Genomic DNA, 23330 nt, shown 5'->3' on the forward strand with positions numbered 1-23330 from the left:
ATGGCGGATAACAACCGTACCGTCCGCGTGACTCTCGCGGCCACGGTGAACAACTACCTCGCCGGCATGGAGCAGGCCCGACGTGTGACCGAGAAGACGGCCACGGAGGCAGAAAAGGCTGCGGCGAAGTACGAGGCCCAGTCCAAGGCTCTCGATATGGGCGGCAAGGCGGCGATGCTCGCCGGCGGCGCGATGCTCGCTGGTACTGCGCTCTCGGTCAAGGCAGCGATCGATTGGGAGTCCGCCTGGACGGGCGTGCTCAAGACCGTGGACGGCACACCGAAGCAGCTCAAGGGTGTTGAGGACGGTCTCCGTTCGCTCGCCGGCGAACTGCCCGCCGCCCACGACGAGATCGCTAGCGTGGCAGAGGCAGCCGGTCAGCTGGGTGTGCGCACTCAGGATGTCGTGGGTTTCTCTAAGGTCATGCTGGACCTCGGCGAGTCCACAAACATGGTGGCCACCGAGGCCGCTACCGAGCTCGCCCGGTTCATGAACGTGATGGGCACCGCCCCGGACAAGGTTTCTAACCTCGGTGCCGCAGTGGTGGGCCTCGGCAACAACTACGCCACCACTGAGTCTGAGATCGTATCCATGGCCCAGCGTCTCTCCGGCGCCGGCCGTCAGATCGGCCTCACCGAGGGTGAAGTACTCGGCCTCGCAACCTCCCTCTCGTCCGTTGGTATCGAGGCAGAGGCCGGCGGTTCGGCCGTGTCCAAGGTCATGATCAACATCGCATCCGCAGTAGACTCCGGCGGCAAAAAGCTGGATCAGTTCTCCTCGGTCGCCGGCCAGTCCGCCCAGGACTTCGCAGCAAAGTGGAAGACCGCCCCCGGCGAAGCGCTCGCCGATTTCGTCAAGGGCCTCGCCAATGCTGAGGACCAGGGTAAGACCACCCTCGGCATGCTCTCGGATCTCGGCATCACCGAGGTTCGCATGCGAGATGCGCTGCTGCGCTCGGCCGCCGCTGCGGAGAACTTCTCCGGCGCAATGGCCATGGGAAACAGCGAGTTCGAAGCCAACACCGCCCTCCTGGACGAAGCTTCCAAGCGCTACGCAACCGTCGAATCACGTATCAAGATCATGGGAAACCGGGTCAACGATGCCGCGATCAGCTTCGGGCAGGGACTCACCCCCGCAATCGCCGGCGCTACCGACTTCGTAGGCTCATTCGCAGACGGCCTCGGCGCACTCCCCGGACCGCTGCAAGCAACCATCGCAATCGCGGGCGCGCTCGCCGGCGGGGTCGCCCTCATCGGCGGCGCGACTATGGTTGCGCTGCCAAAGGTCGCGGCATTCAACGCTCAGCTCGGTGCGATGGGCGTAAAGGGGCAAGTGAGCGCGCGCGGCTTGGCGATTGCCGGCGGGGCCATTGGTGGCGCGTTCACCCTGGCCGCAACCGCGATCACGATCTTCGGTGCCGCGCAGGCGGATGCCCGAGCCCGTGCCGACTCTTTCGGTAAGACTCTCGACAGTGTGACCGGGCAGCTCACAGAGCAGACGCGGCAGCTCGCAATCGAGAATCTAAACGCAAAAGACTCTTTCCTCTGGCTGGAATCCGACTCCGCATTCGATGCGGCGAAGAAGCTCGGGCTGTCCCTCGAGACCGTCACCCAAGCCGCAATGGGCAGCAAGGGCGCGATGAGCGATCTGCATAATGCCCTCAATGTCGGCGCGGTGGGATCGGAATCGTACCGCGCGGCCCTAGAGGCCAGCGGCCTGAGTGGCTCGGAGTTTGCCATTGCGACGGCAACTGTACGAACGAAAGTCGATGAAAGCTCCGCCGCGGTTAGCCGTGCGAGGGAGCAGCAGGACCTCGCAACCGAAGCTACAGGCGCGGGGTCGGATGCCGCAGATAGTCATGCCGAGTCGCTCAAAAAGGTGCAGGCCGAGGCCGAAGCGACAGCGGCGGACATCGACAAGCTCGCAAAGGCTATCAAGGGCTTTGGTGCCACTGAGCTTGACGCTCGCGCGGCCACCCGCGATCTGCACGATGCCTACGCGACCCTGACGGAGACGCTCAAGAAGAACGGGAAGACGCTCGACATCACCACGGCCGCCGGCCGCGCGAATGAGTCGGCGATTGATGCTGTAGCGAAGCGCACTCTGGATCTGGCGTCGGCGACGCTGCAGCAGACCGGGGACCAGGCTAAGGCCACGGCCACACTGGAAGCCGGACGCGAGAAGCTGATTCAGATGCTCGGCGCTTTCGGTATCACGGGCGACGCGGCCAAAGCCTATGCGGACAAACTGGGACTGATCCCATCGAACATTCAGACCACGGCCACCGTAGTGGGGGTGTCTGAGGCAGAGGCACGTCTGCAGGAGCTTTCACGCACTCGGATCGCTCGGATTCAGGCGATCTACGACAAGGGCAGCACCCCGACCTTTGGGCACGTTCCTCTCGCTGATGGTGCAGTTGTTCATCAGTACAAGGACGGGGGCGTGCGCGAGAATCACGTCGCTCAGATTGCCCCGGCTGGTGCGTGGAGGGTCTGGGCGGAGGACGAAACCGGCGGGGAAGCCTACATCCCGCTGGCTGAGTCCAAGCGCGGCCGTTCCCTTGAGATTTGGAAGGAAACCGGCCGACTTCTGGGTGTGCGCGGACCTCAGTTCTTCGCGAGCGGGGGGATGATCGGCCCAGGTATGAAGTCCACCTCGGGAGGCTATTCGGTAGTCGTGCAGGCTACGAAGACCGCGGCCGCCGAGCGTGAGCGCGAGATTCGTAAGGCTGAAACGGAGCGCGCCACCGCCGAGCGCAAGGCCCGGCAGGCTCGGGAGAAGTCCGAGCGAGAAGCTGCAGATCGGCGCCGCAAGGCTGAGAAAGAATCGGCCGATCAGCGTCGCCGGGCCGAGCGTACCGCGAATGAAGCGTACGCTCGAGCGCCGAAAAGAACGCGAAAGCAGCGTGCGTCAGCCGCGAATGCTCGGGACCGTGCGATGCGTAACGCGCGCGAGGCCGAGGCCCGTGCGAATGGCAAGGCGCGCGACACCGAGGCTCGAGCCGCCTCCAAGGCGCGCACCACCGAGTCCGCCGCAGTCAAGAAGGCCGGCCAGGAACGCGCCAAGGATGCCCAGGCCGCGCTCAAACGTGAGCGCGAGACGGTCGCGGCCGCCCGGAAGAAGGAGCAGGAGGCAAACCAGAAGTTCCTCGCCGATCAGGCTAAGGGACGCGACGACTGGTACCGCCAGGGCCGCCGGGGTACCCGCGCTACCGGACTCGGTTTGGTGGATCAGCTGCTCGATATCAGCGAGCGGATGGGCGGCGACACCAAGAAGCGTTTGGTCAACGCTGCGAACTCGAGCGAGAAACAGTTCATCAAGCTCGAAAAGGCCAGCTCGCGCGCAGCACAGCTGCTCGAGAAGGCTAAGGACAAGCTCGACGGGCTCAAGGAATCGGCCGCCAATCTGGCGCGTTCGGTGTCTGAAAAGTTCCGGGGTGCGTTCCAGATCGGTGACTCGCTCAAGTCTGAAACCGTGTCCGAGACCCGCCGGGTCAAGGCCGGCAAGGAGTACTACGACGAGACGCGGCAGGTCACGAAGACTGGCGCGTCCCTGTCAGGTATTAAGAGCGATCTGAGTACAAAGGCCAAGGACATCACCCGGGTGGCCGGCAAGCTCAAAAAGCTCGCTGGCAAGGGCTTCAAACCTGAATTCCTGGCGGATATCGCCGGGCTCGGGGTTGAAGGTGAGCCGGTCATCGACGCGCTGCTTACCGCGACCAAATCGGACGTGTCCAAGATCAACCGCGATTATGTCGCGATTGGTAAGGGCGCGGACGCGGCCGGCAAGACCGTGGCTGACGCGAATTTCAAGGCGCTGATCACTCAGGCCGAGAAGCAGGTGAAGGCCGCGGACGCCAACGCGAAGTCCATCGAGAAGCAGATGAAGTACGAGACGGACCGGATCATAAAGGCCATTGACGGGGCGCTGAAAGTCGGGTCCGGTAGCCGGGCACCCATCAAGGCGTACGCGAACGGCGGCGTGCGTGAAAACCACGCTGCGCAGATCGCGAGCGCGGGCGAGTACCGGGTCTGGGCGGAGGACGAAACCGGCGGTGAAGGCTACATCCCGCTGGCGCAGTCCAAGCGTGGCCGGTCGCTGCAGGTCTGGCAGGACATTGGGCGCCGGTTTGGCATGACGAGCTTTGCCGCCGGTGGCGTCTCTCAGCCTCGGTATGCACAGCCTATGGCGTCGTCGAGCGCACCAGTGTATGTCGCACCGGAGGTGTCCCTGCACGGCGCGAAGATCGCGCTCGAAATCGACGGTCGCGAGATCGTCGGCGTCATCAAGAAACAGATCGTCGCTCATGACACGCAGTCCGCCAGCCAGGTGGACCTCGGATACCAGAGGAGATAGCTATGCCGTACAAGCCGACGATTACGGCGTACACGGATGCTGCACCGTGCCCGCATGTGGAGGTCTTTTTCCCGTCCTTCGCCCCGGGCACGGTCACCGTGACCGTGCGCCGCACCGCGGGGAAAGACACCCATGATCTACGCGGTGCGGTGCGTGCACGGGTCGCGGGCGCACTCACCAAGATCGACTTCGAGGTGCCCTTCGGGGTGGCCACACAGTACCGGGCGCAGATGTTCAACGCCGCCGGGGCCAGCCTCGGCTGGACCGACCCCGGGTGGGTCACGGTCCGGGAAACCGCGACGTGGCTCCACAACCCTCTCAACCCGCAAGGTGCCGTCAAGGTTCAGTTCCGAGGGTCCGCGCTGCAGGGTATCTCGCGGCCGCTGCAGGGCGAGATCGTGCAGCCGATCGGACGCCCCAAGGGGATGCTCATCACCTCCGGCCGGTCCGGCGTGACAAGCGCGGTACTCGATGTCATCACCGACGACCTCGACAGCGCCGACAAGGTGCAAGCACTCCTCGGGAGCGCCGCGCAGCCCCTCGGCGGCGTGCTGTGCTTCCGTACTGGTGCGACGGACCGGGTGCGCATTCCGCAGCCCTTCTACGCGGCGGTAATGGACATCGAGGAAGTCGATTTTGATTACGCGCTCGGCGGCACGAAGATTGCGCACCACATGACCGGCACGGAGGCCTCGCCGCCCGCTGCTGGCATTTTCGTGCCGCTGCTGACTCGCCGCCACCTCAACGCGTTTTTCTCGACCAGGGCGGCGTTCAACGCCGCATACCCGTCGAGGATTGCCGCGAACCGCGACTACCGGAAGGCACAGTAGATGCGACCTATGTCTGACCAGCTCGCCGAGATCCTGACCGGATCTTTCGATGTGAAAACCCGGGTGTCGATTTTCCACGGCACCAACCGCATCACGAAGGACCCGCTCTACCCGTCGTCGTGGTCCCTCAACGCAGATTTGGAAGCCGAGGTGAAAACCTCCGGCGCGCTCACGATCCCGTATCAGGACCCCGACGGCCGCTCGATGCTGCCCGACGGCACCGACGGCGACTTCTCCGCCTTCCGCGCACGGACCTTCATGGAGATGGAGGTCACTGCCGGCGGGAAGCCGGAGCTCATCAAGCTCGGGTGGGGGCGCGTGGTCGCGAACCCGCCCGGCACGGAAGAGGAAGGGATCGTCAACGGGCTACCTGCGATCACATCGTCCGTCATCCCGCTCACCTGGGTGGGGACTGAAGAGACTGTCCGGCGCAAGGGGTTCCGGGTGCCCGCGGTGCCGCAGTCTCAGTCCGCGTGGGCGGAGGTGCGGCGGCTCTGGGGAGGCACGGTAATCTCGTCGGTCCCAGATGTGGCGATCCCTCCGGGCACGGTGTGGGAGACCTCGCCCGGCGGCCGCCTGCGCGCGATTCAGACGCTCGGCGGCTGGCTCGGCGGTCGCTTCCGCGTGAATCCCAGTGACTACTTGGTACTCGTGCCGGACAAGCTTGGCCCGGTCGTGGCCACGCTGCGACTCGGTGAGCGTGGCACCGTCACCGACATCGATACCGCCGTGGACACCCGCGAGGTGTACAACGTCGTTGCTGGCGTGTACGAAGGCGCAGACGGTGCGCCGATATTCGCGGAAGCCGAGATCCGAGAAGGCCCGCTCGACGTCAAGGGGGCGTATGGGGAAAACGTCCTGTACGACAGCGACCCCGCGGTGAAAACCCAGGCTCAGGCGGATGTCCGTGTGCGCCGGCTACTTGATGAAGCGGTCGGCGCACAGCTGTATCGGGTGGACGTCCAGTGTGTGGTTCACCCGTGCATTGAGATCGGCGATCATGTCGCGATCTCTGGGTGGAAGCGGCCGCTCTCGGGCCGCGTGATGACGGTGGGGATGTCAGATTCACCGCTCATGAATCTCACCCTTGAAGTCACGCGGAGGATCACATGAGTATGGCCCGTCAGGTCGCGGCGCTCGCCGCGTCCATCCCGGAGGTGTCCACGCAAACCGGGGAGTTTGTCACCATGCGTGACGGCCTCGCCGTGGTGAATGTCGGCCCGGTGTCGGTGCCGGTGCGGATGGTGGGCGCGGCCCCGCCTCCGTCCGGCACGATCGTGCGGTTGCAGCGCATCGGGTCGGATCTCATCATGACCGGCCCGGCCACGTCCCGCAGCCCCTGGGGCGTGGTCAAGGCCACCGGCGCGCAGGTCACCGTAACCGTGGACGGCCGGGACGAACTGCTCCCCGCCCGGGCAGGACTCACGCTCACGGCCGGGCAGACGGTGGAGATCGACTGGGCCACCCGGGTGATTCAGGGCGGCGTAACCGCGCCCCCCTCCACCGCGCTGGTCCCGGAGATGCCCTCAGCATCCGCGAACTCTCAGCCTGTCGAGCTACTGATCCTCGCTGAAGACTCAGACCGGTGGAATCGGGACGCTGCAGCCTGGGAAGGAAATGACCCCTGGGGTCAGCGCCCATACTACGGTGCCTGGTTCTACGGCGACACTCTCAAGCCGATCCTCGACACGGTAACTGTCGAAAAGATCGAGATCTACCTGCCCACGGAAGTGGTTTCGGACGTGGTGGATCTACTTCGCCACCAGTATGCGAGCCGCCCAGCGGTTTTCGATCCGAGCTCTGAAGTGACAATCGGGGCTCCCGCTTCTGGGTGGGCAACCCTCTCCACGTACATGGCGGAGAGCCTCGTCCGCGAAGGCGGCGGCATCTGGACCTCCGGCTGGGGCGCGCTACCAACCCAGTGGCTTGGCACACAAACCGATTCAATGTCTGGCGCGCTGCGCGTGACCGGCACCCGACTTTAGTAGAGATTGGAGCCTTATGGCTTTTCAGAGTCGCGACCCGGTAACGGGCGCATACCGTTTCACGGAGGATGGTGCCCCCGAGCTGGGCGCTGATTTGACCCTCGTGGCCGAGCAAGCCGCAGCAGCCGGCACCCGCCCAATCGGCACTACCGCCGAGATGAACGCCTACGCGTTTAAGCGAAAAGGCCTCGCCTGGGGGAACACCAGCACGGGCACGGACTGGGTTTATGACGGCAGTAAATGGGTCAACACCATGGAGCTTGCCAACATCCCCCTAGCTCTCACCGGCGACGGAAACTTCACCCTCACCGGGACCGCGGTTCGCCGCCGGGGGCAGGTCGTCGCGCTGAGTGGCGCGGCGACGAACGCCCGACTGGTCACGTTCGGTGATACCTACGTCACGGTCGGACGCGTTCCGCTCGAGCTTGCGCCGCTGTCGATCGTGTCGATCACCGCACAGTCGAACAATTGGCGGCCCACCGAGACTCTCGTGGGCGAGATCCGCACGACAGGTGATGTCAACTTGCGTGCGGCATCCGGCACGGTCACCGGTGCCATCGGTAAGGCCTGGTCCTTCAACAGCCCGGCTTGGATGATTTAGCCCCACACCCCACCATCACGCTCCGCATTCGCGGGGCGTTTCGTTTTTACCCGAAAGGCCTCATCATGGCTGAGCTTCGACTTACCAAGGTCACCCCCACCCAGCGGTACGGCAACCGCATCCTGAACGGCAAGCCCGACTTCCACCGCGGCGTTGACTTCGCCTTCGGCCGCGGCGTGCCCGTGTCCGTCATGGGTGACGGAGTCATCATCGAATCCGGCTTCCATCGCGTGTACGGCCACTACGTCAAGGCCGAGCACGAGCCCGGGGTGTGCACCTCGTACCATGCGCTCGACGCGGCCGGCCTCCCCGTGGGAACCCGCGTGAAGATGGGTGACACCATCGGTGTTGCCGGGTCCAGCGCGCTCGGGTCCACGGGACCGCACTCGCATCAGGGCCTGTGGCTCCACGGCGAGACGCGCGACCTGCTGGCCTACCTCAAGCCCGGGGTGATCGTGACGGTGGGGGCTCCTGCCGTCCGTCCGCCGGCGGGGAGCACCACGGTGCCCGCTCGCGCCGTTCAGATCGCCCTCGTGGCCCGAGGGTACAACGTGGTCGTGGACGGCGTGTACGGCCCGCAGACGGCCGCGGTCGTGCGCCTGTTCCAGCGCACCCTCGGCCTGGTCGTGGACGGCGTGGTCGGGCCCCAGACGTGGGCCAAGCTGCGCGTTGTGGAAGACCGTCTCCGCGGCCGTCAGACGATCCGTGCCGTACAGGCCGGCCTCGGCACCAAGGTGGACGAGAACCCCGGCCCCGTCACCGACGCGCTCGCGCTCAAGAAGTACGGTTTCGCGCTGTCCAAGGCCACGCCCGCGCAGATCCTCGACCTGCAGCGTCGCGCCAACGCCGGCACCCTGTGAGCCTGGACCCGGACGAGCCGGCCGTGCGCGTCACGCTCACATCCATCTACGCCGAGCTCGGCGGCCTCAAATCCGAGGTCGCCGCGCTCGTCGCGCAGCTCGGCCCGCATGTCATCCTCACCAAGGAAAAGCAGGCCGAGTACGAAAAGCGCCTCGAGAACCACGGCGACCGGCTGGGCAGCCTCGAAGGCCGGATTACCCGGCTTGAGGCTGCCCAGCGCCCCCGAGCTCCGTGGTACGCCGTCACCGGCGCAATCGTCGGAATCCTCACCGGTGCCGGAGCGCTCATCGCGCTCATCGGCATGCTCGGCCGTATCGCTGAAATCACCACCCCGTAGAAAGGACACGTTATGAAGTGGCTTCGTAAGATCTTCACCGCCGAAACCCCCGAGGTTCAGGCGGCAGCCGCCCGGGCAGCGCGCCGCACCGCGCAGCAGGCCACGCGCGGCGTGGCCGCCACCCTCGCGCTCGCGACCGCGGGCACCGCCCTCGCGAGCGCAGACTGGGGCGCTGTGGCGCTCACCGCTGCCGGCGGCGTGGTAACCGTCGTGTGGGCAAGCCTGGACGCGTACCTCGGTATCGTGTCTGCAGACGGGGTTCCCGCGGAGTACGTGGCGGCAGGCAGCACCGAATAGAAAAGCGGGGCGATCCGGTAAAGGATCGCCCCGCTATTCTGTGTTTCTGTGGGCCTACAGCGCAGCCATTGGGTCGTGTGCCGGGGCTGCGGCTACGTCCGGGCGGTAGCTGATGGTGGCGTGAGTCGTAGCGCGGGCCTGTGCAGCCGCTTGCGAATGCCACCGCGCAGGGAGCCCGGTGTCTGCCCAGGACTCGAGATCACGGCGGTACACCAGTATCTCCGGCGCGCTCTCGTCCAGCAGCTTTTCCACCTGGTCGTAGAAGCGAGATTCCAAGACGGTCAGAGCATCAGCCACTCCTGCCGGGATGGGCGAAGCACCCGCTTCCCACTTCTGCACGATGGAGCGCGACACCGACAAAAGGCGGGTGATCGCTTCAATGGACAGCCCGATGGACTCACGCACCGCGCGGAACTCCGCGGGGGTCACAGCGAGCTCCGCATCTGGGTGAGGTTCAGCGCGCCGATTTCGTGAAGATCGACCATTGCCGCGACCTGGTCGCTGTCGAGGCGCGCGGGCATGATGAGGGTGTCCAGAGTGACATCGCCCTCCCCGCCGCTCAGGTATGAGCGCATAATCTGGATGATTGTGAGGTCAAAGCCGTATACGGGCCCAGGCCAGTGTGCGGTCACTGCGGCTACATCGGTGGCGACGGTGCTCGTGAAGCCGAGCGTGGTCCGCCTGGGGGGAGGCGTGGCGATCACAGACAGTGTCTCGGGATCGCCGAAGCCGCTGTACTTGAGTTGGCGGTTTTCGTCAAACTCGGTGACGAGCTGGGCGAAGTCGGCGAGTGCGGGTAGCTGGCCGGCGGTGAGGATCGGTGTTGGCATGGCGATTTCTTTCTTAGAGGCTGCCTACGCGGGCGAGGGTGATGCCGTTCTTGGTGGCGATGATCTGGCCGACGATTTCTTCGGAGGTGGTGCCGTTGCGGCGTGAGACGGTCACGATGTCGCCTTCGGTCAGGCCGGTGCCGGCGAGGACCCACACGCCGCTGATCATGCGCCATTCTGCGTGTCCGGCGGTGGCGAGCTGTGCGGCGCGGGCGTTGGAGTCGCGGAGGTCTAGAAGATGCCGAGTGATGAAGGCTTCGTCGGCGCGGTTCCATACGAGCCAGTCGCTTCCGTCACGGTCGAGCCGGAACCGGGTCTTTGCTTCGTCTTCAGTGAGCCCGGAGGTGGCAAGGATCTCGGTGATTTCGGTGGTGACGTTGTGGCGGGACATTGGATCTCCTTGATCTAGTGGAGCGTGCCCTTTCGGCTTCTCCCATATCCAGATTATTACACACTATGTGTAATCGTGCAAGGATTTCATCCGGCGGCAAAAAGCGGGGCGACTCTTTCGAGAGTCGCCCCGCCTTTTCGTTTAAGTGGCCGGCTTAGTCGTTGGGGGTCCAGCGGACAGCGGCGACGGCGAGCAGCGCAATGGCCGCGATGACGCCGATTCCGAACAGACTTGACCCGAACCCGCCCACCGAGGCCGCCGCGAGAGACGTTGCTCCCTGTCCGACGAAGAACAGGATTGCGCCGAGCACCAAGGCGCCGATGGTGATGGTCCACAGCGCGGTCACGAACGGGTTTACTCTCACCTTGGCGGTGGTCGGGGTTTGCGTCATGCCCACAGTGTATCGGCGTGGGCTCGCTACTAAAACCCCTCGATCAGGCGCGTCAGTCATGGTTTAGTCATGGTTTTGCGCGGTTACTAGCGGTAGGTCAATCTACATCAATCGGTGCCAGTTTTGTCCGTTTGCGCTGATGAGGGCGTGTATCTGACCTAGTCGCTGGCGGGTTTTTATCTACCGGTAGCTTCGACTTAACACCGCTCCAGTGTCGGTTCGAGTCCGACTGGGGGTACCGCGAAGGCCCGGGATCATCACGATCCCGGGCCCTCTTTAACTTATTCGCATGCTCGAAACTGGATTAGGTATTCATTAACTATCCATTTTGCCGAATGCATTGTCCAGGATGCTTGTGGCGTTTGGCCCCATGTGAAGGATCTCGATGTAATGCTTGCGAGTTACCGTGTCTGAAGAATGTCCGAGCTGGTCGCGTGCCGCCTCTGTGCCGCTCTGGCGCTTCAGAATTGTCGCGACCGCCTTCCTGAAGTCTCGAGGAGAAACGTCCTTGTATTCAGTCCCCGCCAGCGCCCCACGCCATTGCCGGCGCATGTTGTGAGGCCACCGGATCGTACCTGTCCCAGAGGGAAACACCAGGACTCCCGTAGATTCGACTCGTCGTTTTTCGAGCAACTTCGTGGTAAACACTGGGAGAAGCAGTGTCCGGTGGGAGGAAACGGTCTTTCCGTGTTCCTGAATGAAGATCTTTCCATGTGCATCAAGGGATACCGTGGCTCGAGCGGTGACGGTGGCGGGCGAGGCGACAAGATCAATGTCCGACCATTGAAGCGCAAGGATTTCACCAAGTCGCATCCCGGTTCCCGCCAGCATGTCCAGTACGTCCGCCATATCCGTCTGCCGAGGATGCACACCCCGCTCCGCAACGACAAGATGGGTTTGTCCGTCGTGCTTAGCACTGGTGCGCGGGGCAATCCAAGAATCAGAGCAGTACATGACCGTGTGGGCAAAGTTTGACCGGCTCATTCAGGAGGAAGACGCAGGTGGCAGTTCGGCCGAGAGCCAAGTGTCGTTGTCTCCTGTCGCGTTGCTCATGGATGACCTCAACAGGCTTCTAGTATCGTTTCAGGGCAACACCGAAGCATGGGTGTCCACTGAAGGGGGCGCGCGAGAAGCGGTGATGTTCGCCCGCGCATTCAACGCAGGGAAGCGCGCTCACCCGATCCGGGATGAATCGCGGCGCGTGCTTCTGACTCGCTGCCCAGAGTGCTCTCTGAAAGCGTTGATGTGGATGCCTCCTGACACCCCACGGGGGAGGGCAATCATCGTGTGCAAGAACCCGGCCTGCGGGCATCATATCAATGAGGAGCAGTTTGAGGAGCAGTTTGAGGAGGTGTTGAATGGGTGAGATGTGGATCACGGTAGCCGAGGCCGCCACGCTCGTGGGGAGATTCCCGCATCGGATCTACTGTTGGATTCGTGACGGTGACCTGGCCGAAGGTATTGACAGCGACGGAGTGAAACGAGTGAAGCCTTCGGAATTGTTGCGAGTCGAGGCAGCGAAGAAGCGGGGACGTAAATCTGGCATCGCGGTAATTCGTTAAAGTGGTTAAAGTATCTATTGAGGGTGGTTCACTCCGCCTAACACGCTCCACTTAGGTGGAGCGTTCGTGTTTAGCAGGGGCATCGGCTTCGGCCGGTGCCCTGTTTGCGTTAAGGTACGGCGATGGTGACCGCGGATCTCACCGAACGCTCCGCGCCTGGGCGAGGCACAATCGTCTTGACGGGCTTGACAATAGTACTCGAGCGACAAGTTTCGAGTGCCGTCGTATGTGCGCAGCGGCTCCGCCGCGAGTCCGCAAGCTTTTGCGCAATTGAGCGCTTTGGAGAGGCCAGACGCGCATAGCGTGAACGCGCGAGATGCCTGAAATCGCGGGGCGATACTAGGCAAGGTTCGAAGCACCAGCTAGAATTAACTTGCGCAACGATTCGGAAAGCCGCCGCCAGCTTTCGAATACCCTGTGTTCATGCCAGACACCAAAGGAGAGCGATCTTGGCCAGCATCACACCCTCACCGCTTTCCAGAGCGGCGATTGCAGACTACGCCGAGCGCGTTGCTGAGAAGCATCACATATTCGTAAACGGTGAAAGTGCAGACATCGAAAGCCTCGTAGATTCCCTAGGCGGAACCATCGAGGTCTCAGAGTCATTCGTCTCTCCCGAAGCTCTCACCGTGCGCGACCGACGCGATTTTACTGTTCACCTCCCAGCGCTAACCTCGCACCGCCGCGATAGATTCACGATTGCACACGAGATAGGGCACTACTTCCTTCACTATCTGCAGCCGAAAGTCACTGGCCCGAAGGATTTCGGACGAGGGAGCAGGAACACGGCAGAGACACAAGCGAACTACTTCGCTGGTGCGTTACTTATGCCAGAGAAACGCTTTCGCGAGGCCTGGGAAAAATGTGGTGGAGACAGCTGGTCGGTTGCCGATCTTTTCGGCGTATCTAAGAGTGCCGCTTCTGTGCGAGCCCAGACGCTCAGACTGAGATAGCGTACGATTGATGGCGTCGCAGAATGCGCGGGCAAAGTCCATACTCTTTCTCTCAGCAGACCTCGTCGGTTCGACGAGTTACAAGCAGGAGAAAGACGGATGGCAACTGATATTTCTTGGCTTCTACCGGGAATTCCCACAGATGCTCGGCAACGTGTATCGGGAGCACCAGAAGCTTCACGAAGGGAAGCTTGAGTTCACCCTCTGGAAGGCAATCGGAGATGAACTAATCTTCGAAGTTCCCGTAACCTCAGAAGCTGACATCAGCGACGCGGTGCGAGTGTGGCTGAAAGCGATGGAGGACTACGAATCGGACAGCCTGAGAGAATCAAAACTCGCTCTCAAAGGCGGTGCATTCATTGCCACTTTCCCCGGACCGGATAGTGAATCGTCAATCCCTCGCGCCCCTGACGTCGAAGTTTCTGATAATCCAGTTGTTATTTTGAACGACGAGGCACTCAAGGGAAAGAAAAGTCACACAAGATTCTTGTACGACTATTTCGGTCCCAGCGTCGATACTGGATTTCGCATTGCAGGGCACGCGTCCCGCCGCTACTTCACGATGACCGTGGAGGTTATTTGGGCGATTGCAAAGATCGCGCACTCCAGCGAGTCGTCTACGGAGCTTGATACTCGCCACCATGTTCGAGACGTCGTGTTCCGGGGGCGGGAGTTCCTCAAGGGCGTGTGGCGCGGCCAAGAGTACCCGATCTTCGCGATTGACCGAGAGTGTGAGACCACTCTGAACAAGGCATTTGCGACCCTGAACGGTAAAGAAATCAGCTCCAAAGATATCGCGCATGTCTGCGAAGCGTGCTCTGAGACGGATGGTTGGCCCTCAAAGGTTTATTTGCCGAACGCTCAAACTGAGATTTTCCGTACGCCGCCGCAGGATGCGATGAAGAAGCTCCGTGAGACTGCGACAGATGTAACTCCCAAAACACAACCTTCCGAGGATGGCGAAGCGCTGGAAGAGGACGCACCCTTGGGATAACTCCCCTCAGTGAAAAGACTGAAATCCAACGTCGGATACACGGTGATCTGGTCACCGTCGGTCTAGCGTGGAACTCGTGGAGACGCGAGACCGCAGAGGAGACAAAAGAAGCGGTCGACCGTGCGAAAGCGCTGGCAGAGGATCGTCTTCGAAGACATCGCACACCTCGCGCGCACGCGCGAGGCGCAGCGTCGAGAAGCCAAGGCGCGAGCGGCTCGTGTTGAGGCGTTCCGAATAGGGGCGTTGGAGGCCGATCGGGAACGTTTTCGTGTTGCGAACGAGGACCGCGACGAACGCGAACGCCGTCGCTGTCGAGGTGAGCGCGAGGCCGAAGTGAAAGGCTGGACCCTCCGACTCTCACTCATATTGAATTCTTCGAGCTGATTCGCTCAACCGACTACCCCCGACTCGGCCTCCCGCGGAGCTGGGGTAGCTCACTCCGTGTCTCCTTCACATGATCGAGCACGCGCGGCAGCCGGGACGACCGCTCCCCGGCGGTCGCGCCCCAATGGGCAGCATTGGCCCAACAATTGCCCCCGTTTGCGGGGTTCAGTGGCCATCGGGCTTGCCTCTATAGTTCGGGGATGAATAAAAATCCTCCGCCCAACTTATTACCTGGCTGGTACGGCGACCCTGATGGAACTCGGAGGAAGCGATGGTGGAATGGTGAGTTTTGGACCGAAGACTACCAAGATTTGGTCGAACCACCTCCATCTCCAGACGAGACATCGTCAGAACTTGGGCGTTTGCCTGCCCAGAGTGCGGTAGTTGAGGAGTCACCGCGTATGGCCAAAAAACCAAGCGGAACTGGTTGTCTTGTCGTAATCGTGATAGTCATTGGGCTCATCTTCACCTTGTTCGTCTGGGTAGGTGCGACTGGAAGCAGCACTGACGCTCCGCATGGCTGCTCGAAGCTATTACCAAATGCCGATTTCAAACATTGCATTAACAGGACCGGAGTTTGGTCCGGCATCTCAAAATAGTCTGAGAGTAGCTCTATCTGTGAAGGTGGGGCTTTTCTCATCTAATTAGCACCCCGCCACGGCCGTCACCGTCCACCTCTCAGCCGCAGGCCCCGGCGAAGAACCCAAGAGCATCACGTACTTCACCGCGACTTCGGTCATGCTCACTGACTCGGGCGATCTGGTCATCAGCGCCGGTCGCCTCGGCGTCGTTGGCGTAGTGAACGGTGAGTTCCTGGTGTGCGCGATCGTGACGGTGTGACCATGCACCCCTGCTCTGGGTGCTCCGCCGAATACCTGTCGCCTCTGGCTGCTGCTGAGTGTGGCGAGGCTGACCGGGTGCAGGACCGCCACAACCACGAATGGATGAAAAGTGCCCGCAATGGCTGACCACGAGGTTGAAGCCGCTCTCCGCAGCCGGGCCCGCATCCTCCACGCTGCCCTTGTTGAGCGCGAGGTTCCGCTGCCGCCCTGCACTCACCTGTGAGTCTTAGCCTGTTAAGGATCATTCTGTCAAATTCGTTCCGGCCATCCATGTATCAGTCGCGGTTGGTTGTGGTGCTGTAGCGAGAGCAGGTTGCAAGGGCTGCGTTGCGGTAATTCGTTAAAGCAGATAACGCTGAAAACGAGGGTGGATTGCTTCGCCTAAATCGCCACGCTCCGGCAGAGCTTCTGGTTTTGAGAAAGGCCCCGTTACATCCTTATTGGGGCCTCGCTGTTAAAACTTCCGTCCGCATTTGAGGAAATACGACTTCAATCTAGATAGGGAGCTTCGTCAATGGCTAGCGCTCCTCGCAGACGCTCTACGACTTCGATTCCAGCCTCGGTCAAACTGACATGCTCCTGCAGTGGCACAGAACCTAGCGTCACTGAAAGGTTCGGTGTAATTTCAACCAACCCATCTTTCTCAAGATACAAGAGCGTGTAAGATCCCCCTCCAGGAATGATAAGTGAATGCTGCGTTGTTAGCGGCGGCTCAGTGAATGCAAAAGCTTCGAGAACGCGGCGCTCAGCATCCGAGTACCGACCCCTGAGCAGCCCTAAATTAGCTTTGAATACTTCAATTGATTTCCGGGGTATTTTTCCCTGATCATATCGATAATGGTCAAGTGCGCATAGCACGATCATGTTGTGAAAAGAGTGCTCTTTGACCGAAGACCATTCGACAATGTGAGCGAGTTCGAGCGCATCTGTTCCTCTGCAAGTTGGCACGGCGCAGCGGTAGCCAGCTTCTTCCATTAATTGACGCTTGAGAGCAGCCGGTACTGCAGGTCGGCCCGCGGGCATCTTGTTCTCCATGGAGTGATTTTGTTGATGTGGATCAGATCAATACGTTTACGCAAGATCGGGAAAGTCTATGTTTATGCAGACTGGTCGGGCTGGCACCCTGGATATACACGCACCAAATTCGGTGCAGTTTTCCGTCTAGTGCGAGCACGTTACCGATCCTGATTTTCAAACTTGGATTTGTCTTTTGTGATTAATGCTTTTTCAAGACTAGTGTCAGGTTTCGCATCCGTAAACGTAGACATCAGTTGATTTATCGCTTGCGGCCAGTATCCATCGAGATACCGTGCCCAGACTCCCGTCAGCTCGCAAGGGTAAAGATGGAGAGCGGGCGACCAGCATTACACGAGTGTGGAGCTGGCCGTAATCAACTACCAGGGCAGGGGTGTCCGGTCATGGTGCGTGGCACGCACTGGAAGAAAACGCCCGGATGGCCCACGTAAAGGGCGGGGTCGGGATCACTGGGGATGTCCCGACCCCACACAACTTTGAAGGGGTCACATTGGCGCTCATGGATAATGCCGCATATCGGGCGGACCTTGCAGGTGACCTGTCGAACGTGACGCTCGGTGCCAAGTACGGTGTGAATGAATCCACCGTGCGCCGCCACCGAGCAAAGCTCACTGAGACGCCCACGGTAGATGCGCCTGCTGGTGAATCCGAATCGCACGGTCCGGGCGGGTCCAGCTATGTGCGGTTCAGTGAACGCGCCTGGGGCATGTCGACTACCGCGAGTTCATTCGCTCGTGCGGGCAGGACCCCGACCAGGTCACGTTCACCTGGGGGTGGACATCCAATCCGGCGGGCGGGTTCTGGAACAAGCTCAACAACGTACGCCCTATTCAAGGCGCAGACGCTGCCGATGCGATCGACTTTGATGCATTCCGGGAAACGCTTTGGGCCCGGGAGCGTGCGACACCAAAGCTGCATGACGGTGTGCCCGTTGCTGCCGTCCTGAACCTCGCAGACATGCAGCTCCACAAAGGCGACCCCACAGCGCTCCAGTGTCGGTTCGAGTCCGACTGGGGGTACCGCGAAGGCCCGGGATCATCACGATCCCGGGCCTTTTTCGATTGTGGCAGGTGAGCAGAAGTCCTCAACTCGTCCTTAACTAACCGTTTTGGCTCGTCCGGTTTGGCTAACCGACCGAACCGTGGGCCTACGGTTTAGAGACAGGAGGTTGCAATCGGAACGATTTCAACCTACGGTTGGTCATGTAACGCCCTGGGGCTCGCCGTAACCGGACCCCCAGGGCATTAGTTGTGAGGGCGACGATGGACCCCGATTCACTGCAGAATTTCACCCGCCTCTTTAGTACGCCGCGCCTCGATACCTACGTTCGGCACATCGGACCAGTGTTCCCTCACCGGAGTCGTCGCCTCTACCTCTGGAACGTTGAACTCAGCACCGCCGTTTGGGGGCCCCTCGCCCTCATCGAGGTTGCTACCCGCAACGCCATTCACGATGCAATGCGAGTGGGACGTCGCGAGGACTGGTGGAACGATCCGACCGTTGTGCTGCTTGACCGGCACCGTCAGCTGATTGATCGCTCGTATCGGAGTTTTGCCGGGAAGGGCAACCGGGATCCGACTCCGAACGACATCGTCGCGGATCTTAACTTCGGTTTCTGGGTCAGGCTACTCGACGTCGGGATTGCGCGTGATCGTGAGCTTGATTACGACACGCGGTTGTGGCGGCCGAGGCTCATTCATGCGTTTCCAGGGCGGACGTCTGACCGGCGACGAGGCGTCCACCGCGTGTATAACGAGGTGAGACTCCTCAGAAATCGAGTTGCGCATCACGAGCCCATATTCCAGCGAAATCCCCGGCACACCGTTCACTCCCTCATCGAGGCTGCCGCACTGGTTGATGCGGATCTTGCCTCGTTCATCCGTCTCAACGAGCGGTACACCGCTGCCGCGAGGAGGAAGCAGGAGGCGGTCTCACAGGGGATTGTCCGGTGATGAACGTACGATACCGGTAGGTATTCTGCGTTTCATCAGGGGGTTGTCATCATGGTACGGAACGGGCTGGTTGGCGGCGGGCTGCTGGGGGTCGGCGTCACCGCGCTGCTCCTTCTCTCCGGCTGTGCGGCCGAAAGTGAGGATTCAATGAGCGCTCAACCCAGTTCCACTGCCGGAGCGGGGCAGCCCGGTGGTGCGGCATCGACGAACCCGCGTGCGGACGTGGCACTCTTGGAGGCCGCGGCCGCTAACGATGCCGACGCAGTGGCGCGGGCACTCCGCGAGGGGGCCGACATCGAGGTGCGCGGGTCCGGTGAACGAACGCCGCTGATCGTCGCGACAAAATCGAATAGCGTGGATGCGGCGCGGGCGCTGATCCTCGCGGGTGCCGATGTCAACGCGAAGGACGCCATGCAGGACAGCGCGTACCTCTACGCCGGGGCCGAGGGCCTCAACGAGATACTTGAGCTCACCCTGGCGCACGGGGCCGATCTCACGAGCACCAACCGCTACGGGGGTACAGCGCTGATTCCCGCGGGGGAGCACGGGCACGTCGAGACCATCAGCCTGCTGCTCGATGCCGGGGTAGACCCCGATCACATCAATAACCTGGGCTGGACGGCGCTGCAGGAGGCCGTGCTGCTCGGCACCGATGGCCCGGCTCATCAGGAGAGCGTACGCCTCCTCATCGCCGGCGGTGCGGACGTGAACCTGAAGGATTCGAAGGGGAACACCCCGCTCAAAAACGCCGAGGATCGTGGATCAGACCGGCTGGCGGAACTCATTCGTGCAGCTGGCGGGCACCGCTAGCGCGTGCACGCGGAACGGCCCGGATTCGAGGGAATCCGGGCCGTTCTTCGCACGGCGAGAGCCGCGGCGAGCTATACCGTGACCTATGCCGCGCGGTTGTAGCGGGCGTCGCCGAAGGCGATGATGAGCGGTCCGATGAAGGGGATCAGGAACAGCAGGAAGAAGCCGAAGGCCCCGCCCTTACCGAACTTACGAGCCACATCGAGGGCCACGATGATCGCGAGCACGAGGTTGACGATCGGGATGATGTAGAGCAGGACGAGCCAGCCGCTCCGGCCGGCCACGCGCAGGAGTACCACGGCGTTGACGATGGGGATGATCGCGAGCCAGCCGGGGTAGTCGGCCTTGCGGAACACACCCCACAGGCCGATGACGGTGAGAACGTAGATGAAGAAACCGCCGGGCGCGACCGTGGAGGTTGCGGCGTTGAGATTCTCGGAGAAGTCCACGTCGGTGGGGAGCGCTGAGATCAGGGAAAACATGGAGACCTTTCGGATACGGAAGCGCCACCGGTTGGGGCGAGGTCCACACTAGCGCCCGCCGGGAAAAATCGGTGTGGGACACCACTAGGATCGAAAGATGACCTGGATTCTTCGCCCGAGTACCCCCGAAGATGCCGCATGGATTGCCGAGCTGCGTGCCGAGGTCCTGCGTCCCGACCTCGAGCGGCTGGGCCGTTACGATCCGGTACGGGTGCGCGAGCGCTTCACCTCCGCGTTTCGTCCCGAGCTCACGCGCGTGATCGTCGTGGATGGCGAGAGCGTCGGGTCGGTCAGTGTGCGGCCGGAACCTGATGCCCGCTGGATCGAGCACCTCTATCTTTCGACGCGCCTCCAGGGGCGAGGGATCGGTGGGGCGGTGCTCGCCGAGGTGCTGGCGGAGGCGGATTCACGTCCATTCAAGCTCAACGTTTTGCAGGGCTCGCGGGCGCGTGACCTGTATGTTCGGCTCGGGTTTGTCACCGACTCCGAGGACCCGGTGGACGTCTTCATGAGCCGCCCGAAAGCTAGCGCATAGCCTTTACACAGCTGGTACCCAGCCGGTGCTGGATAACGGATATATGCTACTTCTCGAGTGGCGCCATGGATCGACGCCGGAAGGAGTCACCATGTCCGCGTCTCGCCATCTCCCGGCGTCCCAAATTCTGGACACCGCAGCCGGCCCCATCGAGTACGCCGAGCGCGGTAGCGGTACCCCGCTGATCGTGCTGCACGGCACCCCGGGCGGGTTCGATCAGGGGCTCACGCTCTCCGAAACCATCGGTACCACCGCGGGTATCCGCCTGATCTCGATCTCCCGGCCCGGATATCTGCGAACCCCGCTCGAGATTGCTCCGGGTCCGCGTCGTCAGGGGGCACTGATCGGCCCACTGCTCGATGCCCTGGGCCTGGATACCGCCGCGGTAGCGGGTGTTTCCGGTGGTGGTATGGCCGCGCTCTGGGCCGCTGCCACGCTCCCGGATCGCATTTCCTCGCTGATCCTGCTGGAGGCGCTGGTCGAGGCCCAGGACATCTCGTTGCCCGCCGGTGCCCGCTATCTCCTGACCCGGCGCGGCATCGCCCGCGCCGCGGTCACGGCACCCGTGCAGCGCGTGCTCGCACGCGGGGTGCCCGGGCCCGATGCCGAGGGCTGGGATGCGCGCGCGGTGGTGCGTTCGATCACGGCATCCGGTTTCCCGTTTGCCCCGCGCCTCCGCGGAACCGAGAGCGATACCCACTATGCGGCAGAGTTTGTGGCCCCGCGGCCCGAGCTCGTGACGGTGCCGACCCTGATCGTGCACGGTGAGCGTGACCGTACGGTTCCGATCGGCCCGGCCCGAAACCTCGCCGGGGTGCTTCCGCGTGCAAAGTTTGTGCCCATCGCCGGGGCGGATCACACCGGTACGGTGCCCTCGCTGACCGTGCGCCGTGAGGTGCCCGCGTTTGTGCGTGCCCATGCGGGAGAACCGGTCACGGTGCCGCGTTCCGAGTAGGAGCGAATCCGGAGCGCGCGTTTACCGAGTGTTCAGGAACGGCATAGCGCGAGTTCAGACTCGCTCACTACCGTAGGGGTCATGGTCGGTGGGTGAAAGCCTGCTGATCATCACCACTAGGCTCCGGTCGGGTTTCCCGGGCGCGAGCCGTCCACGTCACAAACCGGATGGGCAGGGCCGCCCATCCGGTTTGTTTTTGCCCGGAAACGCTGCCCCGGAAACGTCGGCCCGAAAACCGGGCTATTTCGCCTCAGAGTAGCGATCAACGATGGCCACGCTCAGCGGGAAATCAACCGGGAACGTGCCAAACAGCAGCCGACCGGCCTCCGCCGCCGCATCGCGAATGGCCGCGGCGGTGGCCTCGGCATCGGCCGCGGGGGCGTGCACCACGACCTCATCGTGGAGGAAGTACACCAGGTGCGGGCGGTCTCCGGGAGTGCCGAGCGGTGCCAGGCGCTGGCGCAGCCCGGCGAGCCAGCACAGTGCCCACTCGGCGGCGGTGCCCTGGGCGATGAAGTTACGGCTGAAGCGACCCCAGTCGCGGGCGACGGTGCCCGCGCGGCGGCGCATCGCATCGGTGGCGTCTACCTGGCCGGCGGCGCGCTGAAACTCGAACCAGCCGGCGTCAGGGACGGGAGAGCTGCGGCCGAGCCAGGTGCTCACCGAGCGGCCCTTCTCGCCCTCGCGGGCGGCGTGCTCGACCAGTGCGATGGCCTGGGGGAACGCCCGCTTGAGCCGGGGCATGAGCGCACCGCTCTCGCCGCTGGTTGCCCCGTAGAGGGCTCCGAGCATTGCGAGTTTCGCCTCCTTGCGCCCGGGCACCACACCGGCGTCGGCGAGGCCCTGGTAGAGGTCTTTCCCGGCGCCGGCCGCGGCCATCGCGGTGTCCCGCGACATTGCGGCGATGATGCGGGGTTCCAGCTGCGCGGCATCGGCGACCACGAGGACGTGCCCGGGATCGGCCCGCACGGCCGCGCGAATCTGGGCGGGGAGCTGCATGGCACCGCCGCCGTTGGTGGCCCAGCGGCCGGTGGCGGTGCCGCCGACCACGTATTCCGGGCGGTAGCGATCCTCCGGTACCCAGGTGTCGAGCCACACCCAGCCGTTTGCGCTCTGCAGGCGCGAGAGCGATTTGAATCGCAGGAGCGGCTCGATCACCGGGTGCTCGATTTCGCGCAGCACCCACTTACTCGTGCTCGGCACCGAGATGCCGGCGCGGGCCAGGGCACGCAGCAGCTCGGGCGGGGAATCCGGGTTGAGGTCGGGGGCGTTTAGGAGCCCCTGGATTTCGGTCGCGAGCTCGGCCAGGATCGCCGGCCGCCCGCCAAAGCGTGGGCGCTCCCCGAGCGCCTCGGTGAGGATGCGGTTGTGCTCCTCCCGGCTCCAGGGCAGGCCAAAGTGGTGGATCTCGGCGGCCACGAGCGCCCCCGAAGACTCCGCGGCGAGGAGAAGGCGCAGCTTTCCCGCGCCCACCGGGTTGTCGGTGGCCACGGCGGCGACCGCAGCCCGCTGCCGGGTGAACTCGGCGATCACCTCGGTGGCGGCCACAGTGTCGACCCGATCAACCTCGTCAAACAGCGTGGGCCCGGCTTCGGGAATGCCGCCGAGGGCGGGTTCGTGCCGCCAGGGGCTCTGCGGGTCGCTCGGGAAGGCGCCGGGGGCCAGGGTGGTGGAGAGGCGCAGTACGGCGTGGCCGAGGCGGAGATCGGTGCAGCGTTCGATCCGGATGCCGTGTTCGAGGAGCCAGGGGTACCAGCTTCCGGCGTCTGACCAGACCCAGCGCGGGTGTTCGGCCTCGAGCGCGGAAATGGTGGCGAGGATCTCGGCGGTGCCACGCAGCTCGCGCGCGGCCGCGGACGGGGTGCCGTCCTCCTCGACCGGGGTGATCACCACGAGACCGTGGGGGGAACCGGAGAGAACGAGGGGCATACCCCTATTGTGAACCGT

Annotated in this window: 24 protein-coding genes; 16 read left to right on the plus strand and 8 right to left on the minus strand. The window is 63.0% G+C overall.

The genetic code is table 11. From position 1 onward, the window contains the following. From D9V32_RS05545 to D9V32_RS05580, 8 genes are all read left to right on the plus strand, one after another. A complete protein-coding gene (locus tag D9V32_RS05545; RefSeq protein WP_121647917.1) occupies positions 1-4356 on the plus strand; it encodes a phage tail tape measure protein in 4356 nt (1451 codons plus the stop codon). A gap of 2 nt (positions 4357-4358) precedes the next feature. Continuing rightward, positions 4359-5186 (plus strand): hypothetical protein, encoded by an 828-nt coding sequence (locus D9V32_RS05550; RefSeq protein WP_147440403.1) that lies wholly within the window; start codon positions 4359-4361, stop codon positions 5184-5186. A 9-nt stretch (positions 5187-5195) separates the two neighbouring features. After that, a complete protein-coding gene (locus D9V32_RS05555) occupies positions 5196-6299 on the plus strand; it encodes a hypothetical protein (protein WP_147440404.1) in 1104 nt (367 codons plus the stop codon). Then, entirely contained in the window at positions 6296-7171 is an 876-nt protein-coding gene (locus tag D9V32_RS05560; RefSeq protein ID WP_147440405.1) for a hypothetical protein, read from the plus strand. The genes D9V32_RS05555 and D9V32_RS05560 overlap by 4 nt, the downstream gene beginning before the upstream one ends. A gap of 16 nt (positions 7172-7187) precedes the next feature. Next, the gene (locus D9V32_RS05565; protein WP_121647921.1) at positions 7188-7772 is read left to right on the plus strand and encodes a hypothetical protein; all 585 of its coding nucleotides are present in this window, start codon (positions 7188-7190) and stop codon (positions 7770-7772) included. A gap of 65 nt (positions 7773-7837) precedes the next feature. Next, positions 7838-8632 carry a peptidoglycan DD-metalloendopeptidase family protein gene (locus D9V32_RS05570; protein ID WP_121647922.1) on the plus strand — a complete coding sequence of 265 codons (795 nt, stop codon included), beginning with the start codon at positions 7838-7840 and terminating at the stop codon, positions 8630-8632. Further along, on the plus strand, positions 8629-8970 hold the full coding sequence (locus D9V32_RS05575; protein WP_121647923.1) for a hypothetical protein: 342 nt from the start codon (positions 8629-8631) through the stop codon (positions 8968-8970). The genes D9V32_RS05570 and D9V32_RS05575 overlap by 4 nt, the downstream gene beginning before the upstream one ends. 12 nt (positions 8971-8982) lie before the next feature. Further along, entirely contained in the window at positions 8983-9267 is a 285-nt protein-coding gene (locus D9V32_RS05580; RefSeq protein WP_121647924.1) for a hypothetical protein, read from the plus strand. Between the two features lie 54 nt (positions 9268-9321). Here D9V32_RS05580 and D9V32_RS05585 read toward each other — a convergent pair whose 3' ends face one another. From D9V32_RS05585 to D9V32_RS05605, 5 genes are all read right to left on the minus strand, one after another. Further along, positions 9322-9696, minus strand: a complete 375-nt coding sequence (locus D9V32_RS05585; RefSeq protein ID WP_121647925.1) for a helix-turn-helix domain-containing protein — start codon at positions 9694-9696, stop codon at positions 9322-9324. Next, positions 9693-10097: a hypothetical protein gene (locus tag D9V32_RS05590; protein ID WP_121647926.1), complete on the minus strand. Its 405-nt coding sequence runs from the start codon at positions 10095-10097 to the stop codon at positions 9693-9695. The genes D9V32_RS05585 and D9V32_RS05590 overlap by 4 nt, the downstream gene beginning before the upstream one ends. 13 nt (positions 10098-10110) lie before the next feature. Beyond that, entirely contained in the window at positions 10111-10488 is a 378-nt protein-coding gene (locus tag D9V32_RS05595) for a hypothetical protein (protein ID WP_121647927.1), read from the minus strand. A 154-nt stretch (positions 10489-10642) separates the two neighbouring features. Beyond that, entirely contained in the window at positions 10643-10879 is a 237-nt protein-coding gene (locus D9V32_RS05600; RefSeq protein ID WP_121647928.1) for a hypothetical protein, read from the minus strand. A gap of 315 nt (positions 10880-11194) precedes the next feature. Beyond that, positions 11195-11728 carry a tyrosine-type recombinase/integrase gene (locus tag D9V32_RS05605; RefSeq protein WP_183086194.1) on the minus strand — a complete coding sequence of 178 codons (534 nt, stop codon included), beginning with the start codon at positions 11726-11728 and terminating at the stop codon, positions 11195-11197. A 103-nt stretch (positions 11729-11831) separates the two neighbouring features. Here D9V32_RS05605 and D9V32_RS05610 point away from each other — a divergent pair, with 103 nt between their 5' ends. From D9V32_RS05610 to D9V32_RS16640, 4 genes are all read left to right on the plus strand, one after another. Further along, positions 11832-12245 carry a hypothetical protein gene (locus tag D9V32_RS05610; RefSeq protein WP_147440406.1) on the plus strand — a complete coding sequence of 138 codons (414 nt, stop codon included), beginning with the start codon at positions 11832-11834 and terminating at the stop codon, positions 12243-12245. Positions 12246-12890: 645 nt separating this feature from the next. Continuing rightward, positions 12891-13394: an ImmA/IrrE family metallo-endopeptidase gene (locus D9V32_RS05615; protein WP_220700660.1), complete on the plus strand. Its 504-nt coding sequence runs from the start codon at positions 12891-12893 to the stop codon at positions 13392-13394. A gap of 10 nt (positions 13395-13404) precedes the next feature. Beyond that, complete coding sequence (locus tag D9V32_RS05620) at positions 13405-14388, plus strand: hypothetical protein (RefSeq protein WP_121647932.1); 984 nt, start codon at positions 13405-13407, stop codon at positions 14386-14388. A 584-nt stretch (positions 14389-14972) separates the two neighbouring features. Further along, positions 14973-15371, plus strand: coding sequence for a DUF2510 domain-containing protein (locus tag D9V32_RS16640; protein ID WP_121647933.1), 399 nt, complete (start codon positions 14973-14975; stop codon positions 15369-15371). A 732-nt stretch (positions 15372-16103) separates the two neighbouring features. On the opposite strand, the gene D9V32_RS16020 is transcribed toward D9V32_RS16640, so the two are convergent. Next, a complete protein-coding gene (locus tag D9V32_RS16020) occupies positions 16104-16649 on the minus strand; it encodes an HNH endonuclease signature motif containing protein (protein ID WP_147440407.1) in 546 nt (181 codons plus the stop codon). Positions 16650-17911: 1262 nt separating this feature from the next. Between D9V32_RS16020 and D9V32_RS05630 the strand changes: the two genes are divergently transcribed. After that, complete coding sequence (locus D9V32_RS05630) at positions 17912-18601, plus strand: Abi family protein (protein ID WP_121647934.1); 690 nt, start codon at positions 17912-17914, stop codon at positions 18599-18601. A gap of 51 nt (positions 18602-18652) precedes the next feature. After that, positions 18653-19411, plus strand: coding sequence for an ankyrin repeat domain-containing protein (locus D9V32_RS05635; RefSeq protein ID WP_245982083.1), 759 nt, complete (start codon positions 18653-18655; stop codon positions 19409-19411). A gap of 83 nt (positions 19412-19494) precedes the next feature. Here the strand turns inward: D9V32_RS05635 and D9V32_RS05640 are convergent, their stop codons facing one another. Further along, positions 19495-19893: a DUF5684 domain-containing protein gene (locus D9V32_RS05640; protein WP_121647935.1), complete on the minus strand. Its 399-nt coding sequence runs from the start codon at positions 19891-19893 to the stop codon at positions 19495-19497. A gap of 97 nt (positions 19894-19990) precedes the next feature. Between D9V32_RS05640 and D9V32_RS05645 the strand changes: the two genes are divergently transcribed. Then, the gene (locus D9V32_RS05645; RefSeq protein ID WP_121647936.1) at positions 19991-20428 is read left to right on the plus strand and encodes a GNAT family N-acetyltransferase; all 438 of its coding nucleotides are present in this window, start codon (positions 19991-19993) and stop codon (positions 20426-20428) included. Between the two features lie 91 nt (positions 20429-20519). Beyond that, positions 20520-21383 carry an alpha/beta fold hydrolase gene (locus tag D9V32_RS05650; RefSeq protein ID WP_183086195.1) on the plus strand — a complete coding sequence of 288 codons (864 nt, stop codon included), beginning with the start codon at positions 20520-20522 and terminating at the stop codon, positions 21381-21383. A gap of 240 nt (positions 21384-21623) precedes the next feature. On the opposite strand, the gene D9V32_RS05655 is transcribed toward D9V32_RS05650, so the two are convergent. Beyond that, a complete protein-coding gene (locus D9V32_RS05655; protein WP_121647938.1) occupies positions 21624-23312 on the minus strand; it encodes a bifunctional 3'-5' exonuclease/DNA polymerase in 1689 nt (562 codons plus the stop codon). Positions 23313-23330 lie beyond the last annotated feature (18 nt).

The sequence above is a fragment of the Mycetocola tolaasinivorans genome (assembly GCF_003667565.1).
Taxonomy (GTDB): domain Bacteria; phylum Actinomycetota; class Actinomycetes; order Actinomycetales; family Microbacteriaceae; genus Mycetocola; species Mycetocola tolaasinivorans.

Excerpts from the sequence above, each read along its gene's own strand:
- D9V32_RS05610 (WP_147440406.1), top strand. The coding sequence starts at position 11,832 with ATGACCGTGTGGGCAAAGTTTGACCGGCTCATTCAGGAGGAAGACGCA.
- D9V32_RS05650 (WP_183086195.1), top strand. The coding sequence starts at position 20,520 with ATGTCCGCGTCTCGCCATCTCCCGGCGTCCCAAATTCTGGACACCGCA.
- D9V32_RS05645 (WP_121647936.1), top strand. The coding sequence starts at position 19,991 with ATGACCTGGATTCTTCGCCCGAGTACCCCCGAAGATGCCGCATGGATT.
- D9V32_RS05545 (WP_121647917.1), top strand. The coding sequence starts at position 1 with ATGGCGGATAACAACCGTACCGTCCGCGTGACTCTCGCGGCCACGGTG.
- D9V32_RS05550 (WP_147440403.1), top strand. The coding sequence starts at position 4,359 with ATGCCGTACAAGCCGACGATTACGGCGTACACGGATGCTGCACCGTGC.
- D9V32_RS05630 (WP_121647934.1), top strand. The coding sequence starts at position 17,912 with ATGGACCCCGATTCACTGCAGAATTTCACCCGCCTCTTTAGTACGCCG.
- D9V32_RS05590 (WP_121647926.1), bottom strand. The coding sequence starts at position 10,097 with ATGCCAACACCGATCCTCACCGCCGGCCAGCTACCCGCACTCGCCGAC.
- D9V32_RS05570 (WP_121647922.1), top strand. The coding sequence starts at position 7,838 with ATGGCTGAGCTTCGACTTACCAAGGTCACCCCCACCCAGCGGTACGGC.
- D9V32_RS05565 (WP_121647921.1), top strand. The coding sequence starts at position 7,188 with ATGGCTTTTCAGAGTCGCGACCCGGTAACGGGCGCATACCGTTTCACG.
- D9V32_RS05605 (WP_183086194.1), bottom strand. The coding sequence starts at position 11,728 with ATGGCGGACGTACTGGACATGCTGGCGGGAACCGGGATGCGACTTGGT.
- D9V32_RS05620 (WP_121647932.1), top strand. The coding sequence starts at position 13,405 with ATGGCGTCGCAGAATGCGCGGGCAAAGTCCATACTCTTTCTCTCAGCA.
- D9V32_RS05580 (WP_121647924.1), top strand. The coding sequence starts at position 8,983 with ATGAAGTGGCTTCGTAAGATCTTCACCGCCGAAACCCCCGAGGTTCAG.
- D9V32_RS05640 (WP_121647935.1), bottom strand. The coding sequence starts at position 19,893 with ATGTTTTCCCTGATCTCAGCGCTCCCCACCGACGTGGACTTCTCCGAG.
- D9V32_RS05560 (WP_147440405.1), top strand. The coding sequence starts at position 6,296 with ATGAGTATGGCCCGTCAGGTCGCGGCGCTCGCCGCGTCCATCCCGGAG.
- D9V32_RS05555 (WP_147440404.1), top strand. The coding sequence starts at position 5,196 with ATGTCTGACCAGCTCGCCGAGATCCTGACCGGATCTTTCGATGTGAAA.
- D9V32_RS16640 (WP_121647933.1), top strand. The coding sequence starts at position 14,973 with ATGAATAAAAATCCTCCGCCCAACTTATTACCTGGCTGGTACGGCGAC.
- D9V32_RS05655 (WP_121647938.1), bottom strand. The coding sequence starts at position 23,312 with ATGCCCCTCGTTCTCTCCGGTTCCCCCCACGGTCTCGTGGTGATCACC.
- D9V32_RS05635 (WP_245982083.1), top strand. The coding sequence starts at position 18,653 with ATGGTACGGAACGGGCTGGTTGGCGGCGGGCTGCTGGGGGTCGGCGTC.
- D9V32_RS16020 (WP_147440407.1), bottom strand. The coding sequence starts at position 16,649 with ATGGAGAACAAGATGCCCGCGGGCCGACCTGCAGTACCGGCTGCTCTC.
- D9V32_RS05595 (WP_121647927.1), bottom strand. The coding sequence starts at position 10,488 with ATGTCCCGCCACAACGTCACCACCGAAATCACCGAGATCCTTGCCACC.
- D9V32_RS05600 (WP_121647928.1), bottom strand. The coding sequence starts at position 10,879 with ATGACGCAAACCCCGACCACCGCCAAGGTGAGAGTAAACCCGTTCGTG.